The sequence below is a fragment of the Metabacillus sp. KJ11-3 genome, from assembly GCF_055808295.1.
In genome coordinates this window covers 1,806,948-1,826,839 of sequence record NZ_CM147865.1, presented here as the reverse complement: position 1 = coordinate 1,826,839, position 19,892 = coordinate 1,806,948, and the positions used below count along the sequence as shown (strand labels likewise).

Sequence of the window (19,892 nt, the reverse complement as noted above, 5' to 3'; positions counted from 1 at the left end):
TGTCATTTTAATATTCCACTCCATTTTAATAGATTTGTAAGATAACTTATCCTTTTACTGCACCTGCTGCAAGACTTGATATAAAGTATTTTTGGGCAAAAAGAAAAACAATAATAATAGGCAGTACAGTTAAAACTGAACCTGCAATTAATACATCATAGTTATTTCCATACGGAGAAAGTAATCCGGCTAAACCAATTGGAAGTGTTAACATTTCTTTCGTCCGTAACACAACTAATGGCCACAGAAAATTGTTCCAGCTAAATAAAGCTAATAAAATTCCCATTGCCCCATAGGCTGGTTGCATTAACGGAACCATAATTCGAAAGAAAATACCATACTCTGTACACCCATCAATTCTAGCAGCATCCATTAAATCATTAGGTAGAGATAAAGCATATTGCCTAAAGAAAAAGATGGCCAAAGGATGAATGATCATCGGTAGAATAACACCTGTATAGGTATTTACGAAACCTAGACCAATCATCATTCTAAATAATGGAAGCATTAATATTTCAAAAGGAATCATCATGATTAACAAAACTAAAAACAAAACAATACCTTGACCCTTGAATCGATACATGGCAAGGCTGTACCCAACCATTGATGAAAAGATCAATGCCAGAATAGTAGAAATACATGTGATCAACACACTGTTTTTAAACCAATGGAAATAGATACTGCCATCTGTAAATAGATACTCATAATTACCTAGACTCCATAGTTCAAATTGGGGATAGACATTCAACCCATACCTCATTAGCTCTGTTGAAGGCTTTAATGAAGCGATTGTTAATGATGCTAATGGAAAAACGGCAATAATGACAGGGATGATCATAAACAAAAATAATAATCCGGAAGCCCATTTTCCTCGACTCTTATTCTTCATTTAATTACCTCCCTTCCCACTGAAACCTGTTAGTTTTAGTTGAAGGTATCCTAAAATTCCAACGATAAGTAATAACGTTACACCAACAGCAGAGCCAAAACCTAATTGGTTATATTGAAATCCTTCTTTATACAAATAACCTACAAGTGTTAATGAAATATTTCCGGGCGAATTTACTTGCCAAAACACATAAGATTCTTCAAACATTTTATAACCAGCGAATAAAGTGATCGTTAATACATAAACAGAAACCGGTTTTAAAAATGGAAGGGTAATATGTCTGAATTTATTAAAGGTATTAGCCCCATCAATTTCAGCCGCTTCATACATTTCCTTCGGTATATTTTGTAAGCCGGTTAAGAAGTAAATCATATTAACACCCATCCATCTCCAAGTGGCCAATCCAACCATCAGGAACATAAGTGCTGCCTCATTTTGCCTCCAGGCTATAGGATCAAAGCCAAAAAAACCGATAAAAGAATTACCAAAGGCCGTATCCGATTCCGCAAAAAGCAGACGGAAAATAACACCCGCAACAATGGTAGAGGTTAAGGCCGGAATAAAGATACATGCTCTAAAAAATGTCTTGCCTTTCATTTTTTTCGAATTTAAAATGATAGCCAATAGTAGTGGCAAAGGTATTAAAATCACGATCGTCCAAAAGGTATAGATCGTTGTATTGGATAAGGCTTTATAAAAGGTTGGATTAAATAGCTTCATGTAATTATTTAACCCGATAAATTTCGTTTGGCCGGGCAGTATTTCTTGGAAACTCATGATCACAGTAGAAATCACCGGATATAAATAAAACCCACAAAAAATAAGTAAAAATGGAAACACAAGCACATATGGTGCAATTTTTTGTGAATAGAAGATATTTTTCATTGTGTTTCCTTTTCTTTTTGAGCTATTTACATTTGGAGGAGAATCTGACCTCATAAGAAAACCTCCCTTTGTTCTGTAAACAGGATAACTCATAAGGGTGCCTACCTTTTGCTGCATATTTGGGCATTCTTCCTAAAGAGCATCCTGTCTACCAATCAATTATTTTATGCTTTGTTACCTACTTCGCAATTCATCCGCAGCTTGCTTTAAGGCTTCATCGGGAGTTTGAGTTTTTTCTCTTAGTACATTGTGTAACACATTCGTTTCAATTAAATCTCTTGCTAAAGGAGTATTAGGGGTAATATTTAATGGATTGATTTCATCTTTAATTCCAAGTAACATATCAAACAAACCATCGCCAAAATATTCCGTGAATTTGTTTGCTTCTTTTAATTCTGGAGCATCCCAAACATCATGTCGTGGTGGATCAAAGCCAAGCATCGTCCATATCTTGATATTCGCTTCTTTTGATAACTTAGCAAAAGCTAAAAATTCTTTAGCTAACTGAACATCTTTTGCTTGCTTGGTTACCGCGGTCCCTGTTCCACCCATTCCTGCAGAACGGAATCCTCCTTCTTCCCAACTCGGCATCGGTTTCATGACAATATTTCCTGATTGATCAGGCATATGTTCAACAAAACGGCTTGCATACCAAGAAGGCATAATTAAAGAAGCTGCACCACCTTCATTCATGAAAGCAAAGAATTCTTCACTCTCATGTCGTGAACCAGGTGCAAGAACGGCAATCTCATCTTTATAGAGCATATCATGAATAAACTGTAATACTTCGACGTTATCTTTGTTATCTAGGATAACTTCACCATTGCTGTCGAAGAAATCAGATCCCTTTTGGCTGATCATAGGATAAAAGCTCCAAAATCCTGTGGTGAAGACCGGTGTCATCGGTTTATCTGTTTTAGCTTTAATCACTTTCCCAATTTCTACAAAATCATCCCATGTTTTAATATCATCAGGACTTACACCTGCTTCATCAAATATTTTCGTATTATAAAAGGCGACTGAAGCTCCAACATGCGTAGGTGCACCATAATACGTTCCATCAGCAGAATAAACCTCGAATCTTGATTTAACAAAGCTTTCTAACTCAGGCTCGACAATATCATTTAAGGGCTCTAATTGAATATCACCTTGTAGGAAGTTCGGAAAACGATTAACTTCAATATCTACGATATCGGGTGCTCCAACACCAGATTGTAAAGCTAGCAAAAGGTTGTTATGCATCTCATCATAAGGAAATGACTCTGCTTTTAATTGAATTTGTCGATCTGGATACGTTTCATTCCATCGTTTCGCAGCGTCTTCAAAGAATTCCACATGTAAACCCTGAAACGTCCAGTATGTTAATTCTTGTGCTCCTCCTTCACTAGTAGATTCTGACGAATTACCTGAATAGGCCCCTTTGTTGCTATTGCATCCTGCCAAAATAATGCACATGACCATCAACATGATAGAATACAGTTTGAACTTCTTACTCAAATTATTTCCCCCTTTTGATAATCTAGATGATTGAATAAGTAAAATATGGGCATCACCCCCTTAAATAACTTGAAAGCGTTTCCTATAAAGATTGAAATAAATATACTATTGTCCAGGATTTGTTATTTCATTTAATCTAGGTTTACAGGTTGATTGGCGGATTATTAATTTTGGTAAAACCTCGGATTTAGCAGGTTTCGTTTGTGTTTTTCGTAGTTTTTTAATCAGTAGTTTAGAAGATCTTTCCCCCATTTCTAGAACAGGTGTAGATATTGTCGTAAGTGGTGGATCTAGTAAATCATTCCATTCAAAATCATCAAATCCAATGACTGATATATCCTTTGGAATTTTTAATCCTTTTTCTCGTATTGCCTTTAACACTTCTAACGTTAGATTTATATTAGTCGATAAAATCGCTGTTGGTGGATTCTGAATTTCTAATAAGCGTAATGTTGTTTGTACCCCTTGTCCCTTTTCCTCTTTCATAATATTTATTAAGTGATGATCAACAGGAAAATGGTGATTTGTTAATGCTTGTTTATAGGCTTCCAATTTTTCTTGGCGAACAAGGATATTTTCAATCGGATACAGCATGATTGCAATTTGCTTATGCCCTAAATTTATTAGATAGTCTATAGCTTCTGTCGTTCCTGTTGTATTATCAACAATGACCATATCTTCTTCGATATTTTGAGGGGAACTATTTATAAATACCATTGGAAATTTGATAGATTTAAGATAAGTAAATAGTTCACTACTAGGATTAATCGTATTAATAATTAACCCGTCAACCTGCTTTCCAATTAACATTTTAATATTTTCTTCCTCTTGTTCTGGGGACGAGGATGAGTTACTAACCATTAAACTATAGCCGGTTTTCAAACATTCTTCCTGAATACCCTTAATAATTTCAGTACAAAAAGGAGACATATCCGCTATAATCAGTCCAATGATTTTTGTCTCTTTTTTTCAAACTTTGAGCCACTGAATTTGGCCGAAAGTCTAATTCTTCTATTGCTTTTAATATTTTCTGTTTCATCTCTTCTGACATATGTTTATAATTTTGATTTAATACTCTCGAAACTGAGCTTTTTGAAACACCTGCCTTTTTCGCTACATCATCTATTGTCGTCATTGACTGATCCTCCTATGGTATAAAAACGGTTTCTGAAATCGGTTTATGATAAATGGTATTTATTTAGGCAAGCTTTTATTCCATTTTTTCATTAAAAAGATCTCTCTATCATGATTTAAGTCAGCAACCTTCGAACCGTAAAATAGCTTAACTGAAGGAAAAAAATTCCACTTTGTACCTCGAATGTTAGGTATGGGTCAGAGGGACAGGTCCCTCGTCCCACCATGAATTGGAAGCCAAAAATAATTGTGGAATAAAAAAAGACTATTCAGTGCTTTTACACCAAACAGTCTTATCCATATATTTTCACAAATTGTATTGCCGTACCTTTGTATAATATGTATGATGACACAACCTGCATTACATAAGCCCATTTACCCTCTGTATCTGATAGCTAGCCCTTTTAAGAAATTTCTTGCAAAGTTATCTCCACACTCCATATAATTCTTATGCCCCTCTTTACGTAATAAAGCGCCAAGTTCACCTTTTGTAACCCGTAATCCAGCACCTGCAAAAAGATCGATCATATCCTCTGTTGTTAATGACATGGCTATTTTGACTTTTTTTAATAGGAGATTATTCACATTTTCACGGGTAAATGGGGTTGGTGCAGGTGCATCAGGCTGTCCCGGTTTTGGCCCTCTTTTGAAAATAATAAGGCCATTTAAAAATGAATCTAACATCGCATTTGTACATGATATTTGATCACTATTTTCATCGTCTTCATCAGTCTTGGTGAGGATCTGGATCACCTCTGGAACAGAAACCTCCTCTCCACCGAGTTTGAATATTTCTGCCATTTCTTTATTTTTAATTTCCAGTGCATATCTCAACCGAATTAATATATCGTTATTATCCATTTTATGATCTCCTTATTTTTTCCCAAAATCGAAATTTTGTTTATATGAATGAAAGCTGTCTCATTTTATCACACTTCTGTGAAATAAAAAATGCACTACATCATCCACTATTTTATCCTTTAATGAGAGCATCAAGATAAAGTGGAGATTAGTGCATGATGAATTTAACTATATTGAAAATGAAAATCGCTTCCAATCTTGTCATTACATTAATAAAAATACCTAATCTCAGATTCCTTCTTTTTCTTTCCATTCTACCAAATACTCATCAAGTACATTTTTTAATTCCTGACCAATACGCGAATATGCTTCATCATTTAAATTAGCAAGTGACACACGAATGGACCATTCCGGGGCCAAAAATCCTTCCCCGCTTAACAAGACAATAGCCGACTTTTCGGCCAGTCTGTACAATATATCGACCGGTTTATAATTTTCTTTCAGGTAATCCATAAATCCTTTTTCATAATGATGATGGCACCAGATTTCCAAATCAATCTCTGTGTAATAGTCTGCATCATTCGGTAAATGTTTCTTCGGTAATCCTAAACCTTCGTATAATAGATTCATTCTTCTGTGTAGGATGTCAATTGTTTTCTTCTTGTACTCATTTTTAGTATCGAGCAAAGCAAAGATTGAGAATATCGCCATTTGTACTTGTTGTGGTGTAGATAACCCAGCTGTATGGTTCATTGCTACGTCCCTGCTATCTGCTACCATTCGATCTATAAAAGGGAGATTTTCCGGATTTTGAGTAAGGGAAGCGTATCTTCTATTTAAAACAGCTTTCTCTTCTTCCGGAAGCTCATTAATCAATTTATCAAACACATTTGTCTTGTTAATCGCGATTGTACCTAATCGCCAACCTGTTACACCAAAATATTTAGAAAATGAATACACTCCGATCGTATTAAAAGGTAAATCGACCATTAGCGAGCGAAATCCTTCGACAAACGTGCCGTACACATCATCGGATATAATCATTAAATTAGGGTTATGTTGTTTTACTATTTGGATGATTTGTTCGATCGATTCTTTTTTGATTGCTACAGATGGTGGATTGCTTGGATTTACTAAAAAGAGTGCTTTGATGTCCTGATCTTTTAACTTTTCTAATTCCTCGTACGGATATTGCCATGTATGGTGTCCTTCTTCATCAATTTCAGTTGCGTTAATATTCACAAGTTCGTATTTATTGTCCGGCAGCTCCGGAATCTCTATGTATGGCGGAAAAATCGGGACCATTACTGCTACTTTAGATCCTACTGGTAACAAGTGATTTTTATATAAAGTATCAAACGTATAGCACATCGCTGCCGTTGCTCCTTCAACAGCAAATAAATCAAACGAACCACATGAAATATCTTGTCCGCACAGTTCTTGAGTTAAGAAATCATGTACAACTTTTTCGGTTCTAACAAGCATCCGGTCAGGATTAGGATAGTTATCGCCAATGATTCCATCTACTAATTCATATACCCATTCATTTGGTTCAAACTGTTTTGTTTGAATTCCGTAATCAATGATATTTTTGAGCAATGAAATTCCCGCTACGTGATTATTTTCCTTTACATATTGATTGAAACGTTCTGCTATTCCGATTCGGCTTGGCATTCCGGCTAAATCGCCTTCATCCCATACTCTTCTTGATTCTGTCACAGCAAATTGACCAAGGGCAAAAAAAGCTTCCCGGGGAGCAGCTGCAATCCAGTTTGGATTTCCGCGACCAGCATCAAGCATCGTTCTCGTTATTCTCATTTTTCCTTTAGCTAAATCAATTAGCTTGTCTTTTAATTCGAATGGACTTATTTTCTCTGACACACGATGTTCATTCTTTCGTTCACCCATCAAGATCCTCCTAATTATTCATCACGTTGAGTTGATAGTTTTTAATATCTTCAACCATTAAAATGTTTATGTATATATGAAATGAAAGTTGTGAGGGATAGACAAAGACCCTATCCACGAGTATGTTTTCCTTTTTATTGGGAATTTTATAAGGTATCTATACGTACTCAGTCATTTAAGTGTTAGGAGGTAGTCTATTTGGTTCAAACCAATCCGATTAATGTATCAGAAATAGGTTCAATTTGGCAGACCTATCAAGAAAAGACCTTGATTATGAGATTTCTGGAATACTTTATTGAAAAATCAGATGATCCACAAGCTAGAAATATATTGGGAGGGTTATGGCAGGAGCTTAATTTTTATGTAAATGAGATGGAAGAATTATTTTCTGAACAAGGTATGGTTAAACCGATTGGATTTTCAAAAGAGGATGTTTATTTAGATGCTCCTAAATTATACGATAATGGTTTTGATATTATGTTTGTTCGTATATTAAAGGAAGTGAGTATGGGACTTTACACGTTAAGTATGAATATGACTTATAATAAAAAGGTCATGTCGATTTATGAAGGACTTACAACTGTTACTCAAAAAATTTATAAGCTTTCAACCACTTATTTACTTGAAAGAGGCATTCTTGCACTTCCACCAAAAGTGACAATGCCAAAAAAGACGGAATTTATAAAAGATAAAAAATATAAAGAAGGCTTCAAGCTTTTTGGCGACAAGAGACCGTTAAATGATCTAGAAGTTGGTATTATTCATCATAACCTTGAAGTAAATAATATTGGAATGCAGCTTATTACAGGTTTTGCCCAATGTGCACAAAACAAAGAAGTTAGAAAATACTTTTCAAAAGGAAAAGAACTTGCCAAAAAACAAGTAAGTATCATGGAAAAAATTCTTTTGGAGAGTGATGTTCAACTTTCCGCCGTCTCTGGAGCAACAGTCACTACCTCCACTGTTCCTCCTTTTTCTGATAAGCTTATGATGCATTGTATCTACATCCTTAATGGATTTGGCCTTGTAGGTGCCGGAACAGGAGCTTTTTTTAGCATGAGAAATGACATTGTGATGAAAACCATGTTTATCGCAAAAGATGTTTATACCTATGCCCAAGAAGGAGTTGAAATTAAATTCAAACACGGATGGTTTGAAGAACCTCCGCAAATGGAAAACCGATCCGGAATCATTAAAGGAAGTGAATAAGTGGGACGAGGGGACAGGTTTGTTGTCCCATGGTTTGGGACAACAAACCTGTCCCTCTGTCCCTTACACGCTCCTGCTTAAGAACACTAATCGTTCTATTTCAGAGAATCCGTGTTTTTTGTAAAAGTCTTCAGCCGGTATCCCTCTGTCAGTTAGTAGTGAGATCATGCTTACTCCGTCTGATTCTAATTCTTTTATTAAGTCATTCATCATCATTGTTCCAATGCCGGAATTTTGTTTGTCAGCCACTACACACATTTCATTGATAAAAAATTCGTCTCCACTCCACCAATGTTTTAGAGTTCCGAAAAGAAATCCTATCATTTTTTCCTCATTAAAAGCGACAATCCCTTTAAAGCCGGGCGTACGTGTGAAATCTTCTAAATAATTTTTTGCCGTTTCGTTTGTCCATTCATCATTCCACGGTTCCTGATTAAAGACTTCCATAAATGTGTTCGTACATGCCAAGAGGTCCTTTTCTTCAAATAATGTTATTTTCATTTATATGTCAACTCATTTCTAATTGTAGTCGGTTTTATATTTTCAAAACTGTTTTTTCACGATATGATGCGTAAGACCATGAATGAACAACATCATTTTTATCTACTTGTTTTGGATCAAAATCGAGTTCCACATTAATTCCTTTCGTTTTAAGGTAATCATGATTGTAAATAGTGTTTGCATAACGGTCCCCGCGATCCGGAAATATAGCAGCTATTTTCGTATTTGGTTCAACAAAGCGGCTTACCCATCGGGCAACAGCATAAACGGAACCGGAAGAATTGCCGGCGAATATTTTTTCGTGTCTTGCGAGTACATGTGTAGCAGCGTACGCCTCTTGATCATTTAGCCAGTGTACCTCATCAATTAAAGTATGATCAACATTTCCGGCAACTAATGAGTTCCCAATTCCACCCTGCAGGCGGTCGGGCCTATCTGGTTGGCCAAAAATAACACTTCCCGTTGCATCAACAGCGATTATTTTACAATTTGGATTGTATTTTTTTAATTCCCGCGCTGTTCCAGAGATGGATCCTCCAGTTCCGACTGCAACGATCAAGATATCTACTTGTCCAAGATCATCAATCAACTCTTGGGCTAAACCGGTATATGATTCAGGGTTAGAGGGATTTTCATATTGTCTTAACCAATATCCATCCGGGTGTTGCTCCAACAATCTATGCAATAATTCCAAGCGGCCTCCTTGCCATCCTTGAGCTCCCATTTTATCCACCACATGCACATGACAACCTAGAGAGTGTAATTTTGCTCGAGTGATTGAATCTAATCTTGGATCTGTGACAATATGTACAGGATGGCCAAGTGAAGTACCAACCAGTGCGATTCCGCATGCCAATGTACCTGATGAACTTTCAAAAATAGGTTGGCCATCCTGTAATTCACCGGATTCCTTTGCTGCAAGAATTGCGTTCTTTGCCACTCGATCCTTCATACCAAATGGGTTCTGTAGTTCTAATTTTGCGTAAACTTCCCCAATCGACTGCTTATCAAGACGAAGTTTAACTAAAGGAGTATTACCAATGGTTTCGATAATGTTTTGATACAAGATCCTCACACCCTCAGTCATATTTTTCTTACTATTCCTAATCAGAAGCTAGGCAATCGAGATTCCACTCTTATCGTTTATTTTCTTATAAGCTCAGCGATTTGCTTTTTCTGTTCTCTTAAAATAGCTTTTTGTTGGTCAATCAATTTCTTTATTTCGAGTGGATTTGTTGAGCCTTGAGTCCTTTTTCTTGAAAGACTTTCCGAGACGCTAAAAATTTCTATTAACTGATCTTCAGTGAGTGATGATTTATACCCATACTTTTCGCATAAATCATTTAAAAGTGAAAGATCTACTTCAATTGGCTTACGATTTTGTTCATTCATGGCTACTATATATTTTCCTGATATAATTTGGGATTGACGATATGGAATTGAGCATTGCAAAGTTAGTAAATTTGCTAGAGAAAACCCTCCAAAATAATCATTTGAACACATATCATACATATGTTCTTTATTGAATTTCACCTCTTTGATCACTGCCGTATAAAGCTTAAACACACTTTTCATACAAGTGATCATCGGGTGGAAATTGCTTCCCCCTTCTTTAGCTGTCTCTACAAGATTGGTAAAGGGTGTATTACGCTGGGCATTAAGCATGTCAAAATAATAGGAATTGATATGTACGCTACGTCCCCTGATTCGTTCAAGAATCGGATAATTCTTTTTTTGCGGCATTGCTGATGATATCCCTGACATTTCGTCAGGCAAAACAAAGAATTTATATTCACTGCTGCCCCAAGTAATAAGGTCTGTGACAAATCGGCTTATTGCAGTTGCTACATTCGAACATTCTGCAGCAATTTGAAGCATCCATTCCTTTGAAGCTACACTTACTAATGCATGGGATGAATCTTGAAAACCTAGTTTACTTGCCATATCGGCTCGATTCCATTCAAGCTCCATGCCTGACATTGCTCCAGCCCCTAATGGACATTTATTCATCTCATCATAGATTTTCATCATTCTATTCAAGGACTTTTGCAGGACTTCACTAACTGCTGTAAAGTAAAAACCGACTGTAATGATTTGGGCAGATTGATAGTGGGTATAGCCTGGCATAGGAACAGACAAATGATCGTTTGATAATGTCATCACTTCTTCAATAAGTACTGTTATTTCTTCCATGATGGTCACTATATTTTCACGAGCAAACATAAGTTGTGCAGTAGCTTGTACATCATTCCTGCTTCGGTCAACATGCCAATTAGAGACAGGATGTTCCAATCGGGATTCTACATACTGTTCAATTGCAAAGCAGATGTCAGACATATTACTTTTTGGATCTGCCGTGATATTTTCTTTTGTTATTTGATTTAGCAGATTGACGATTTCAACCATCGATTCTTTACTTATCAAGCCCAATCGTTCATATTCAATCGTCATGACTTCTTCGATCTGAATATAATAAGGTAATAAATGCTTCAATTCATAATCAAATTGGGGTTTGAGTATCTCTTCATGCAATAGCTTGCTTGGAGAAGCCGAAATTCTTCCTGATAGTGTCTCTTCATGAAACAAATTATCTACTTTCAACCCATTCTCCCTCCATTCATTTCATTTGTGTCATGTCTTTATTTTTCATTTTTTGTGAATGACTTGGCTTTTGATGGACTGTACCGAATAGACGGTCCCATAAGGTAATAAAAAAACCGTAATTAGCACGATAAACCTCATGATGTCTGACATGGTACTGCCCAATTGCAAAGTAACGTGTAACCCTTCCCTTAATATTTGGGTTATGATCGACAACATTTCCAGCCAAAAATACCTCGTATAAGTAGTGAAAGACTAGTAAAATCACACCGGGTACAGGATCTATTATTGCAATGATGACAACTGGAAGTGTCAACGTGATCCAAACATCTAGTGAAGCGCGCCATGATCCGAACCAGAAGAAAAAGTTTGGCCATTCAGGGAAAAACGAATCATCATACTTTACCTTGTGATGAACAAGATGGATTTTTAACAATGGATTTTTCTTACTAGGGATATGGGCCATTCTGTGTATTACATATGAATATAAACTCCAGATTAAAAAATAAATAACCAGTTTTACTAGTAAAATCATGAGAGATTTCTCCCCGCTCTCTAAAGAAGATTAAAAATCCGAAGAAAGATAAAGACCTTCTTTAGAAAGCTAGTATTCTAAATCCAGTGCTATTTCTTTCTCCTTTATCCAGTGTCTAATGGTCATCGTTATTAGAAATGGTATATTAATTTCTCTGCGTCCATTGATTTTCTAGGAAACTAGCAATAGTCGGGTATTTGTACAAATCCATTGTATTGAGTGAATATCCGGCTTGTTGCAGCTGTTCAGCAAGCAGAATTAACTTTAGTGAGTGCCCGCCTAATTCAAAGAAATTGTGATCAAGTGTGATTTGTTGAACGCCTAATATATCTGACCAAATGGCAGCAACCTTCCTTTCTTCCTCACTTTGGGGTAATCTATCATTCTTTTTTTGTTGGATACCAAAATGAAGTTCAGTCGGAACTGGAAGCCTAGCAACATCCAATTTTCCACTTACTGTTAATGGAATTCGGTGAATCGGAACAAATGCAGCAGGAACCATATATTCTGGTAATGTTTGCTTCATATACATTTGAAGTTCGTAGACATCTGCATCCACTTCAGCTGTTTGGACGATATATGCACACAGTATTTGTTCCTTGTTTACTTCAATTGGAAGAACGACTGTTTCAAGGATATTCTTGTGATTAAGGAGACAATTTTCAATTTCACCAAGTTCAATTCGATAGCCACGTAACTTCACTTGTCGGTCTTTACGTCCTAGAAATTCAATGCTTCCATCTTCAAGCCATCTTGCAAGATCACCTGTTTTGTACAACATTCGATTTTCCTGATCCTTATCTGGTATAAAATGTTCACATGTTGTTTCTGGTTTATTTAAGTAACCTCGACCAACACCATTACCTCCAATACACAATTCGCCAAGAACACCTATAGGCTGAATCTGTCCGTCTACTCCTATTATCTTGACATTTGTACCCTTGACTGGTTTTCCGATTGGAATATTGCCTTTTTCACCATTTTTCACATTATGTGCTGTTGTCAACACTGTACATTCGGTTGGTCCGTATGCATTAACCAGTTTAAGTTCAGGGTTCATTTGGAGAGCCTTGTCTGCTAATACAGCTGATAGTGTCTCTCCTCCTGTTAATAGTTGGGTTAGGTTTTTGAATAACTCAGGTCGATGGCTTGCTACATAATGAAAAAGGGCTGTTGTCAAAATAGCTGAGTTGACCTTATATTTCTGAATGGCAGATTCTAATTTCATAGGTTCTATTAAGGTATGTTTGTCCACGAGCACCAGGGTACCGCCATTTAGTAAAGTCCCCCATATTTCGAGAGTTGATAAGTCAAAAACAACAGATGATGCCTGTAACATACAAGTTTGTGAATTGAATGTTAAATAGTCCGGATCACCTACTAAATGAATGACATTGCGCTGTTCAATCAATGTCCCTTTTGGAATTCCTGTTGTTCCCGAAGTATATAACAGATAAGCCAAATCCTCAGGTTTAGTAGAATTCGAGATGTCTAAATGTTGCTTTTCTCCCTCTAGTAATTCAGAGATTTGTAGGATAGGTATTGAGTCGTTTGTCAGGTTTTCCGTTTTATGATCAGTAAGTACTAATTTTGCCTTACTATCTTTTAAAATGTATTGAATCCGCTCATTTGGATAATCGATATCAAGTGGGACATAGGCTCCGCCTGCCTTTAAGATGGCTAAAATTGATACGATATAATCTATCCCGCGATTCATGTAAACTGCTACGAATTCATTAGGCTTTATGTTCCAATTTTTTTGGAGATCAACAGCTAACTTGTTCGATTGATGTTCCAGCTCACTGTAGGTCATCTGCCTGTCCTTATCAATTAAAGCGATCTTGTCAACATAATTGACCATTTGCTGTTCAAAAAATCCAGCTATTGTCTTTTTTTCCTCTATATTTGAAAGCTGTAAATTGAATTTGTTCAAAATAATTTGTTCTTCTTCTGCCGAGCATATCGACAATTCCTTAATAGGTTTGTTGATCTGACGTAAAGCTGATTGAAGTATATGTTTAAAACAGTGTGCGAATCGATTGATGGTATCTTCCGGATAAAACTCAGATGGATACTGCAGCTTGATCCCAAGCTTTTCCCCACTTCGACTGAATATAATCTGGATTGTTTGTTCATTTGTTTTACATGAATAGGGAGCATGTAATCCTTCAAAAGATGCCACAAAATTGATCAAAGAATTTGTTTCACCTTCTACAGATATTCCAAGCTCACTTATCAGAAAATCTAATGGAAACTGTTGGTATTCATATGCAGCAGCCAACCTTTCTCTCACTTGTAGGACCCATTCTTTGAAACTCATTTCCGGATCCATTTTGGTACGGATTGGTAAGATGCTTTCACTTGAACTCCTTTCACCTTTTGGAGGTGAACCTATTACAAAATCCTGATAGGCTGAGTATTTATATAAGCAAACGTTTAGACTGGCAAACAAAAAGCAATACCAGAGAAAGTCTGATTCTTTGCAGTATTGCGTAAGACTTTCAAATGTATCATCGACTGCATTTATTTCTACCAAACCGATTGCAGGCTGCATCGAGTTGGATGTCCTTAGTTCATCAGGTAAAAGCATGTTTGATGGCCGTTCACCTGAGAGCTGCTCCACCCAAAACTCCCTCATTTTGCCCGTCTCTTCTGTTAAAACAAACATCGTTTCCTTCCCCCTTTTTGCCATTTGAATTAAAACGAAAATGTATCGGCTAAATTTTCCCTGTATTGATCATTGTTTACAGCTTTGTCAGCATTGAGCTGGAGCTGAATAAGCGTTTTGTCTAGATCACCGTGTCCCATACTTTCTAAGAGGGTGATAAAATGTTCTTCCATTTGTTTAATCGTTTCTCTTTTGAATAACTGGGTACAGTATTCAAATGTAAAAGTGATTCTGCCTGATTCTTCTTTAGCAACTAAAATCAAATCGATGATACTTGTGTTTCGTTGTTGAAGATATGGAACAAAACGCAATCCTTCCAGGTTAATTGGTGGAATGTCCATATTTTGCAAAACAAAGATTGTATCAAATAAAGGGTTACGATTAACTGAAGGGCTAATTCCCATTTTCTCTAATAACTGTTCTAACTGATAATCTTGATTTTCAAATGCCTGGATTGTATTTTCCCTTACTTCTTGTAAAAACTGGCGCCAAGTTTTGTGTGATGAAGGATAATTACGGAGCGGCAGTGTATTCGTCACCAAACCAAACATTTGTTGAAATTCCGCTTGATTGCGCCCTGCAACGGGAGCACCAATGATCATATCTTCCGCACCTGAATATTTGTATAATAATGTATAGTAAGCAGTAAGTAATACGGTATAGAGTGTGGTGTTTTCATTTACTGCCACTTGCTTTAATCGTTCTGTTAGTCCCTCTGAAATTTGGAAATCCAACAATTTTCCTTCATACGCTTTTTCAGCTGGACGTTGAAAATCCAGCGGCAAATTCATGGTTGGGATGGTACCTTTCATGACCTCTAACCAGAATTCTTCTTGTCTTTCCCATTTTTCTGTTTTGGTAAAGGACTGTTGCCATATTGCATAATCCTTATACTGAAATTCTAATCTAGGCAGTTGACCTCCATGGAACAAAGTAACGAACTCTTTAACTAATAATCCCAAAGAAAAACCATCTGATATACTATGATGAATATCAAAGATTAGTAGATGCTTATCATCAGCTACTTCAATAAGACCGATTCTGAATAAGGGAGCTTCTGAAAGATCATATGGTTGAACGAAATTACTGATAAGATCTGATACTTGCTCCTCCGTCCCCTTGAACATTGTCAGTTCTGATTCTAGCTTTTCGATTACCTTAAACATCAGGCCGTTCTTTGTTAGGTGGTAAGACATTCTTAACGAGTCATGCCTGTCGATCAATTGTTGAAATACATTTCTCACCCGTTCAATATCCAGTTTTCCTTCCACCCAATAGATATCTGTAATGTTTTGGCTTGTATCAGAGACCCGCTTCATTTTGTCAACAATCATCATTCGTGTTTGCTGAGATGTTGCCGGGTAATACTTACGTTTCTCAACTGTTTTTACTTCTATGCCGACACTTACTTTTTCTCTACTTCGAAGCAGCTTAGCTAAATCTTTAATTGTCGGATGTAAAAACAGATCATTTAAGCCAACGTCTACATTTAATACCTTACGGAGTTTTGCTACAATCAAAGTGCCTTTTAAAGATTGCCCACCGACTGCAAAGAAATTATCGTTAACATCGATTGTTTCTACAGCTAGTACTTCCTGCCACACTTGGGCAATTCCCCGTTCTAATTCATCCTCAACTTGTTGCTTTTCAATAGGGATTGATGCAAATTCAGGCATTGGCAGTGCCTTTTTGTTAATTTTGTTATTCGCTGACAATGGCATTTTTTCTACCTGCATGTAAAGTTCAGGAACCATAAAATCTGGTAGTTGCTGCATAAGCATATTTCTCATTTTCAAAGAGGTAATCAATGATTCAGCAGTATAATAAGCACATAGTTTTGTTTCATTATTCGCTGTCTTTATCGGTATTACAACAGATTCCAGTACGTCCGGGATTCCTAATACATGCTGATTAATTTCTTCTAGTTCGATTCGATACCCTCTAATTTTCACCTGATCATCCTGTCGACCAAGGTAGATTAAATGACCGTCCGAACGCCATTTCACTAAATCTCCAGTACGGTAAACCCTTTTCCCTTGAAGTGAAGGAACAGTGATGAATTTTTCTTCTGATAAATCACTTCGATTCGCGTACCCGCTTGCTACTCCATCACCGCCTATAAACAATTCTCCTGCCACACCGACAGGTACAGGTTGAAGAAAAGGATCTAAAACATAACAGCTCGTATTTGAAATAGGTTTTCCGATTGGAATACTTCCCGTTTCGAAACCTGTTACATCATAAACACTCGTATATGTCGTATTTTCAGCTGGTCCATAGCCATTCTTTAGCTTCACAGTTGGATGATTCTGCTTAAGCAAGCGAACATGTGGAGGTGACATTACTTCACCACCGACTATAATGGTATCGAGTGTATTAAAAATTTTCGGGTCTTGATTTAGCAAGTGATTAAAGAGCGCTGTAGTAGGGACCATGAGATTGATTTTGTGTTCTAATAAATATGGTTTTAAGTTTTCGGCATCAAGGTATATTTCCTTATTTGTTAGATACAAACGTCCTCCATTTAGTAACGGTGCCCAGGCTTCAAATGTAAAAACGTCAAATCCTAATGCACAAGTTTGAAGCATTCGTGTTTGGTGATTTAATTCCACATAATTTGTTTCCTTGACAAGACGGGATATCCCCCTATTCGTCACCTTAATACCCTTTGGTCTTCCTGATGTTCCTGAAGTGAAGATCATAATCGCAGTGCTATCTGATTCAGTGGATAAGTTAAGATTGGTCTTCTCTCCTGTGTACAGCATTGGGTTTTGTAAATCAATGATCTCCAGATGATCAGGTATAGTCTGCTTGATAGCTCCTTGTACCAAAAGCCATCCGCTTCCGCTGTCTTCTAGCATATTTGAAATTCTTTGAGCAGGATAATCCGGTTCAATTGGAACATAAGCAGCTCCTGTCTTACTAACGGCAAGCATACCAACGATTAATTCCATAGATCGCTCAGCCATTATTCCAACAGCTTTTGTATTCGAGATTCCTTTAGCATGTAATGTACGAGCGAGTTGATTAGCTCTTTCATTTACTTCACGATATGTATAACTATCCCCATCGTAAAGTACAGCAGGTTGATCAGGATGAAGAGTTACCTGTTCCTCAAATAATTGAGATATTGTTTTAAGAGGAAAATCTGTTGTTGTATCATTGAATTCTTCAAGAATCTCCTTCTTCTCTTCAAAGCTCATCATTTCAAACTGATGGAGAAGTTGATCAGGAAATTCAGCAGCTTGTTTGGCCATGTTCGTAAAGTGCTGTGTGATCCTTTCTGCTGTTTGTTTTTCGAACAATTCTGCATTATACTCCAGTTTTCCAGATATCAATCCGTCTTTTTCCATTAGCTCTAAGGTAAGATCGAATTTGGCACTGCACGTCTTTAGCTCAATAGGTTTAAAGTGTAAGCCATCCATATCAACATGAGCGGTGTCCATATTTTGCAAAACAAACATGGTATCAAACAAAGGATGTCTGTCAGACGAACGATTGATCTTAAGCTTTTCGATCATCTGATCTAATGGATAATCTTGATTTTCATATGCTGCTAGTGCTGTTTGCTTCACTTCTGACAGCAATTGGCGAAATGACATCGTTCCTCTTGGTTTAAGACGAAGGGCCAGCGTATTGACAAACATCCCAATTACTGGTTCCAGCTCTGCATGCCTTCGACCGGCAATTGGTGTTCCAATGACAATGTCAGTTTGTGAAGTATATCGCTGCAGGAGGGCTGTATATAGGCTAAAAAGCACCATGAACAATGTCGCATCTTCCTCGCGAGCAGTCTCTTTCAGTTGATTGATGACAGGTTTTTCAATTTGAAAATAAACATACTTGCCAAACCCTTCGTTCTTAACAGGACGTACAAAGTCCGTTTGCAGATCTAAAACAGGAAGTTCGTCTTTGAATTGCCCCATCCAGTAACACTCTTGACTGCGAATTTCCTGCTGGTTAAATAAATCGTTTTGCCACATCACATAATCGACATATTGTACATCAACAGGCGCCAGTTCCATTCCCTTATAGAGCAGCATCATTTCCTTCATGATTATTTGAATGGAAATACCGTCCGCTATAATGTGGTGGATATCAAAAAACAGATAACAGTTATCATCAGATGTGTAAATGATTTTCACACAAAATAGTGGTGCTTGATCCAGTTGGAATGGTTTAATTAGTTGATCAATGCAGTCATGTAGTTGATCCTCTTCTGCATTTAATACATCTAACTTGAATGGAACGCTGTCTAAAATAGTTTGAGAAATATCGTTATTTTCCAGATCAGCTTCAAAAGTGGTTCTCAATGATTCATGTCGGCTGATCAGCTTCACCATCGCTTCTTCCAAACGGTTATTATCCAGTTTCCCGTCTACTTTAAATACAGTAGGAAGATTATAAGCAGTGCTTTGCGGATTGAATTGTTGCTGAATATACACTCGCCTCTGAGCAGACGAAGTCTCGTAGCATTGTTTCATTTCCATCTTGTCATTCTCCTAACTTGAAATTATTTCAGGAATCGACTGATTGATGACTGAGACCAATTCTTCTTTTCTTGTATGCAGGAAAAAATGATCCCCTTTTACCCATACAATTTTGCAATCATTGTTAGAGTGATCTCTCCACGCTAGTATATCTTCCTCACTGATGTCATCCTGCTTCCCGCTAAAAATGGTGACGGGACACTTCATTTTTTCTTTTTTGGGCATAAAATCATATGTATTCATAATACGAAGATCTGATTTAAGTACTTGTCTGAATTTTTTAGCCAGTTCAGGATGCTTCGCGATCTCATTTGGGATATCTCTACTTTGTTGAAATAACTCTCCAACCTTCTCATGAACAAGCCTGGATAAAAAGCTGTTTTTCCGTGCATTTGGGGCAGGTGCCGGGCGGCCTGAAAGAAATAAATGCCAAGGCTTTGGAAATCCCTCTTCACTTAGCAAATAATAGAGTTCATACGCCAAGACCGCCCCCATGCTATGACCAAAGATTGCATATTGTTTGTTTTTTGCATATTGCTTGATTTGGTCTGCAAGACCGTTTCTCATGCTGGTGAAATTCGAATCAAAAGGTTCGTCATATCTGGCTCCTCTACCAGCAAGTTCAAGTGGATAAACTTCAATATGATTTCCAAGTAGCTGTTTCCATTGCATATAAATGGTGGCTGAATTACCCGCATAAGGAATGCAAAACAAAATGGTTTTCATTCGTTTTCACCTCTATTCCTCCATTGATCAACAGGGGTTACGGGTGAT

At 37.0% G+C, this 19,892-nt stretch carries 15 protein-coding genes; 1 reads left to right on the top strand and 14 read right to left on the bottom strand.

Translation table 11 applies throughout. The features are described 5' to 3' along the window. Positions 1–46: 46 nt before the first annotated feature. From AC0L8O_RS09515 to aspD, 7 genes are all read right to left on the bottom strand, one after another. Positions 47–889 (bottom strand): carbohydrate ABC transporter permease, encoded by an 843-nt coding sequence (locus AC0L8O_RS09515; protein WP_473447616.1) that lies wholly within the window; start codon positions 887–889, stop codon positions 47–49. Next, positions 890–1,828, bottom strand: a complete 939-nt coding sequence (locus tag AC0L8O_RS09510; RefSeq protein ID WP_026562733.1) for a carbohydrate ABC transporter permease — start codon at positions 1,826–1,828, stop codon at positions 890–892. A gap of 120 nt (positions 1,829–1,948) precedes the next feature. Beyond that, positions 1,949–3,271: an ABC transporter substrate-binding protein gene (locus tag AC0L8O_RS09505; protein WP_473447614.1), complete on the bottom strand. Its 1,323-nt coding sequence runs from the start codon at positions 3,269–3,271 to the stop codon at positions 1,949–1,951. A gap of 105 nt (positions 3,272–3,376) precedes the next feature. Next, positions 3,377–4,201: a substrate-binding domain-containing protein gene (locus tag AC0L8O_RS09500; protein ID WP_473447612.1), complete on the bottom strand. Its 825-nt coding sequence runs from the start codon at positions 4,199–4,201 to the stop codon at positions 3,377–3,379. Continuing rightward, a complete protein-coding gene (locus tag AC0L8O_RS09495; RefSeq protein ID WP_473447610.1) occupies positions 4,182–4,406 on the bottom strand; it encodes a LacI family DNA-binding transcriptional regulator in 225 nt (74 codons plus the stop codon). Before AC0L8O_RS09495 ends, AC0L8O_RS09500 begins: the two co-directional genes overlap by 20 nt. A 374-nt stretch (positions 4,407–4,780) precedes the next feature. Then, the gene (locus AC0L8O_RS09490) at positions 4,781–5,266 is read right to left on the bottom strand and encodes a YehS family protein (RefSeq protein ID WP_473447608.1); all 486 of its coding nucleotides are present in this window, start codon (positions 5,264–5,266) and stop codon (positions 4,781–4,783) included. Between the two features lie 228 nt (positions 5,267–5,494). Next, complete coding sequence (gene aspD, locus AC0L8O_RS09485) at positions 5,495–7,114, bottom strand: aspartate 4-decarboxylase (RefSeq protein ID WP_473447606.1); 1,620 nt, start codon at positions 7,112–7,114, stop codon at positions 5,495–5,497. Positions 7,115–7,312: 198 nt separating this feature from the next. On the opposite strand from aspD, the gene AC0L8O_RS09480 reads away from it, so the two are divergent. Beyond that, the gene (locus tag AC0L8O_RS09480) at positions 7,313–8,323 is read left to right on the top strand and encodes a DUF3231 family protein (RefSeq protein ID WP_473447604.1); all 1,011 of its coding nucleotides are present in this window, start codon (positions 7,313–7,315) and stop codon (positions 8,321–8,323) included. Positions 8,324–8,386: 63 nt separating this feature from the next. Here the strand turns inward: AC0L8O_RS09480 and AC0L8O_RS09475 are convergent, their stop codons facing one another. The 7 genes from AC0L8O_RS09475 to AC0L8O_RS09445 form a co-directional block, all read right to left on the bottom strand. Continuing rightward, positions 8,387–8,824, bottom strand: coding sequence for a GNAT family N-acetyltransferase (locus tag AC0L8O_RS09475; protein ID WP_473447602.1), 438 nt, complete (start codon positions 8,822–8,824; stop codon positions 8,387–8,389). A gap of 34 nt (positions 8,825–8,858) precedes the next feature. After that, the gene (locus AC0L8O_RS09470; protein ID WP_473448797.1) at positions 8,859–9,893 is read right to left on the bottom strand and encodes a PLP-dependent cysteine synthase family protein; all 1,035 of its coding nucleotides are present in this window, start codon (positions 9,891–9,893) and stop codon (positions 8,859–8,861) included. Positions 9,894–9,967: 74 nt separating this feature from the next. Next, positions 9,968–11,425: a lyase family protein gene (locus AC0L8O_RS09465; protein WP_473447600.1), complete on the bottom strand. Its 1,458-nt coding sequence runs from the start codon at positions 11,423–11,425 to the stop codon at positions 9,968–9,970. A gap of 16 nt (positions 11,426–11,441) precedes the next feature. Next, positions 11,442–11,960: a sterol desaturase family protein gene (locus AC0L8O_RS09460; RefSeq protein ID WP_473447598.1), complete on the bottom strand. Its 519-nt coding sequence runs from the start codon at positions 11,958–11,960 to the stop codon at positions 11,442–11,444. A 145-nt stretch (positions 11,961–12,105) separates the two neighbouring features. Further along, on the bottom strand, positions 12,106–14,628 hold the full coding sequence (locus tag AC0L8O_RS09455; protein ID WP_473447596.1) for a non-ribosomal peptide synthetase: 2,523 nt from the start codon (positions 14,626–14,628) through the stop codon (positions 12,106–12,108). A 29-nt stretch (positions 14,629–14,657) separates the two neighbouring features. Then, positions 14,658–19,118, bottom strand: coding sequence for an amino acid adenylation domain-containing protein (locus AC0L8O_RS09450; RefSeq protein ID WP_473447594.1), 4,461 nt, complete (start codon positions 19,116–19,118; stop codon positions 14,658–14,660). A gap of 12 nt (positions 19,119–19,130) precedes the next feature. Then, the gene (locus tag AC0L8O_RS09445; protein ID WP_473447592.1) at positions 19,131–19,844 is read right to left on the bottom strand and encodes a thioesterase II family protein; all 714 of its coding nucleotides are present in this window, start codon (positions 19,842–19,844) and stop codon (positions 19,131–19,133) included. Positions 19,845–19,892: the final 48 nt, after the last annotated feature.

Excerpts from the sequence above, each read along its gene's own strand:
- AC0L8O_RS09515 (WP_473447616.1), bottom strand. The coding sequence starts at position 889 with ATGAAGAATAAGAGTCGAGGAAAATGGGCTTCCGGATTATTATTTTTG.
- AC0L8O_RS09510 (WP_026562733.1), bottom strand. The coding sequence starts at position 1,828 with ATGAGGTCAGATTCTCCTCCAAATGTAAATAGCTCAAAAAGAAAAGGA.
- AC0L8O_RS09500 (WP_473447612.1), bottom strand. The coding sequence starts at position 4,201 with ATGTCTCCTTTTTGTACTGAAATTATTAAGGGTATTCAGGAAGAATGT.
- AC0L8O_RS09495 (WP_473447610.1), bottom strand. The coding sequence starts at position 4,406 with ATGACGACAATAGATGATGTAGCGAAAAAGGCAGGTGTTTCAAAAAGC.
- AC0L8O_RS09490 (WP_473447608.1), bottom strand. The coding sequence starts at position 5,266 with ATGGATAATAACGATATATTAATTCGGTTGAGATATGCACTGGAAATT.
- aspD (WP_473447606.1), bottom strand. The coding sequence starts at position 7,114 with ATGGGTGAACGAAAGAATGAACATCGTGTGTCAGAGAAAATAAGTCCA.
- AC0L8O_RS09475 (WP_473447602.1), bottom strand. The coding sequence starts at position 8,824 with ATGAAAATAACATTATTTGAAGAAAAGGACCTCTTGGCATGTACGAAC.
- AC0L8O_RS09460 (WP_473447598.1), bottom strand. The coding sequence starts at position 11,960 with ATGATTTTACTAGTAAAACTGGTTATTTATTTTTTAATCTGGAGTTTA.
- AC0L8O_RS09455 (WP_473447596.1), bottom strand. The coding sequence starts at position 14,628 with ATGTTTGTTTTAACAGAAGAGACGGGCAAAATGAGGGAGTTTTGGGTG.
- AC0L8O_RS09450 (WP_473447594.1), bottom strand. The coding sequence starts at position 19,118 with ATGGAAATGAAACAATGCTACGAGACTTCGTCTGCTCAGAGGCGAGTG.
- AC0L8O_RS09445 (WP_473447592.1), bottom strand. The coding sequence starts at position 19,844 with ATGAAAACCATTTTGTTTTGCATTCCTTATGCGGGTAATTCAGCCACC.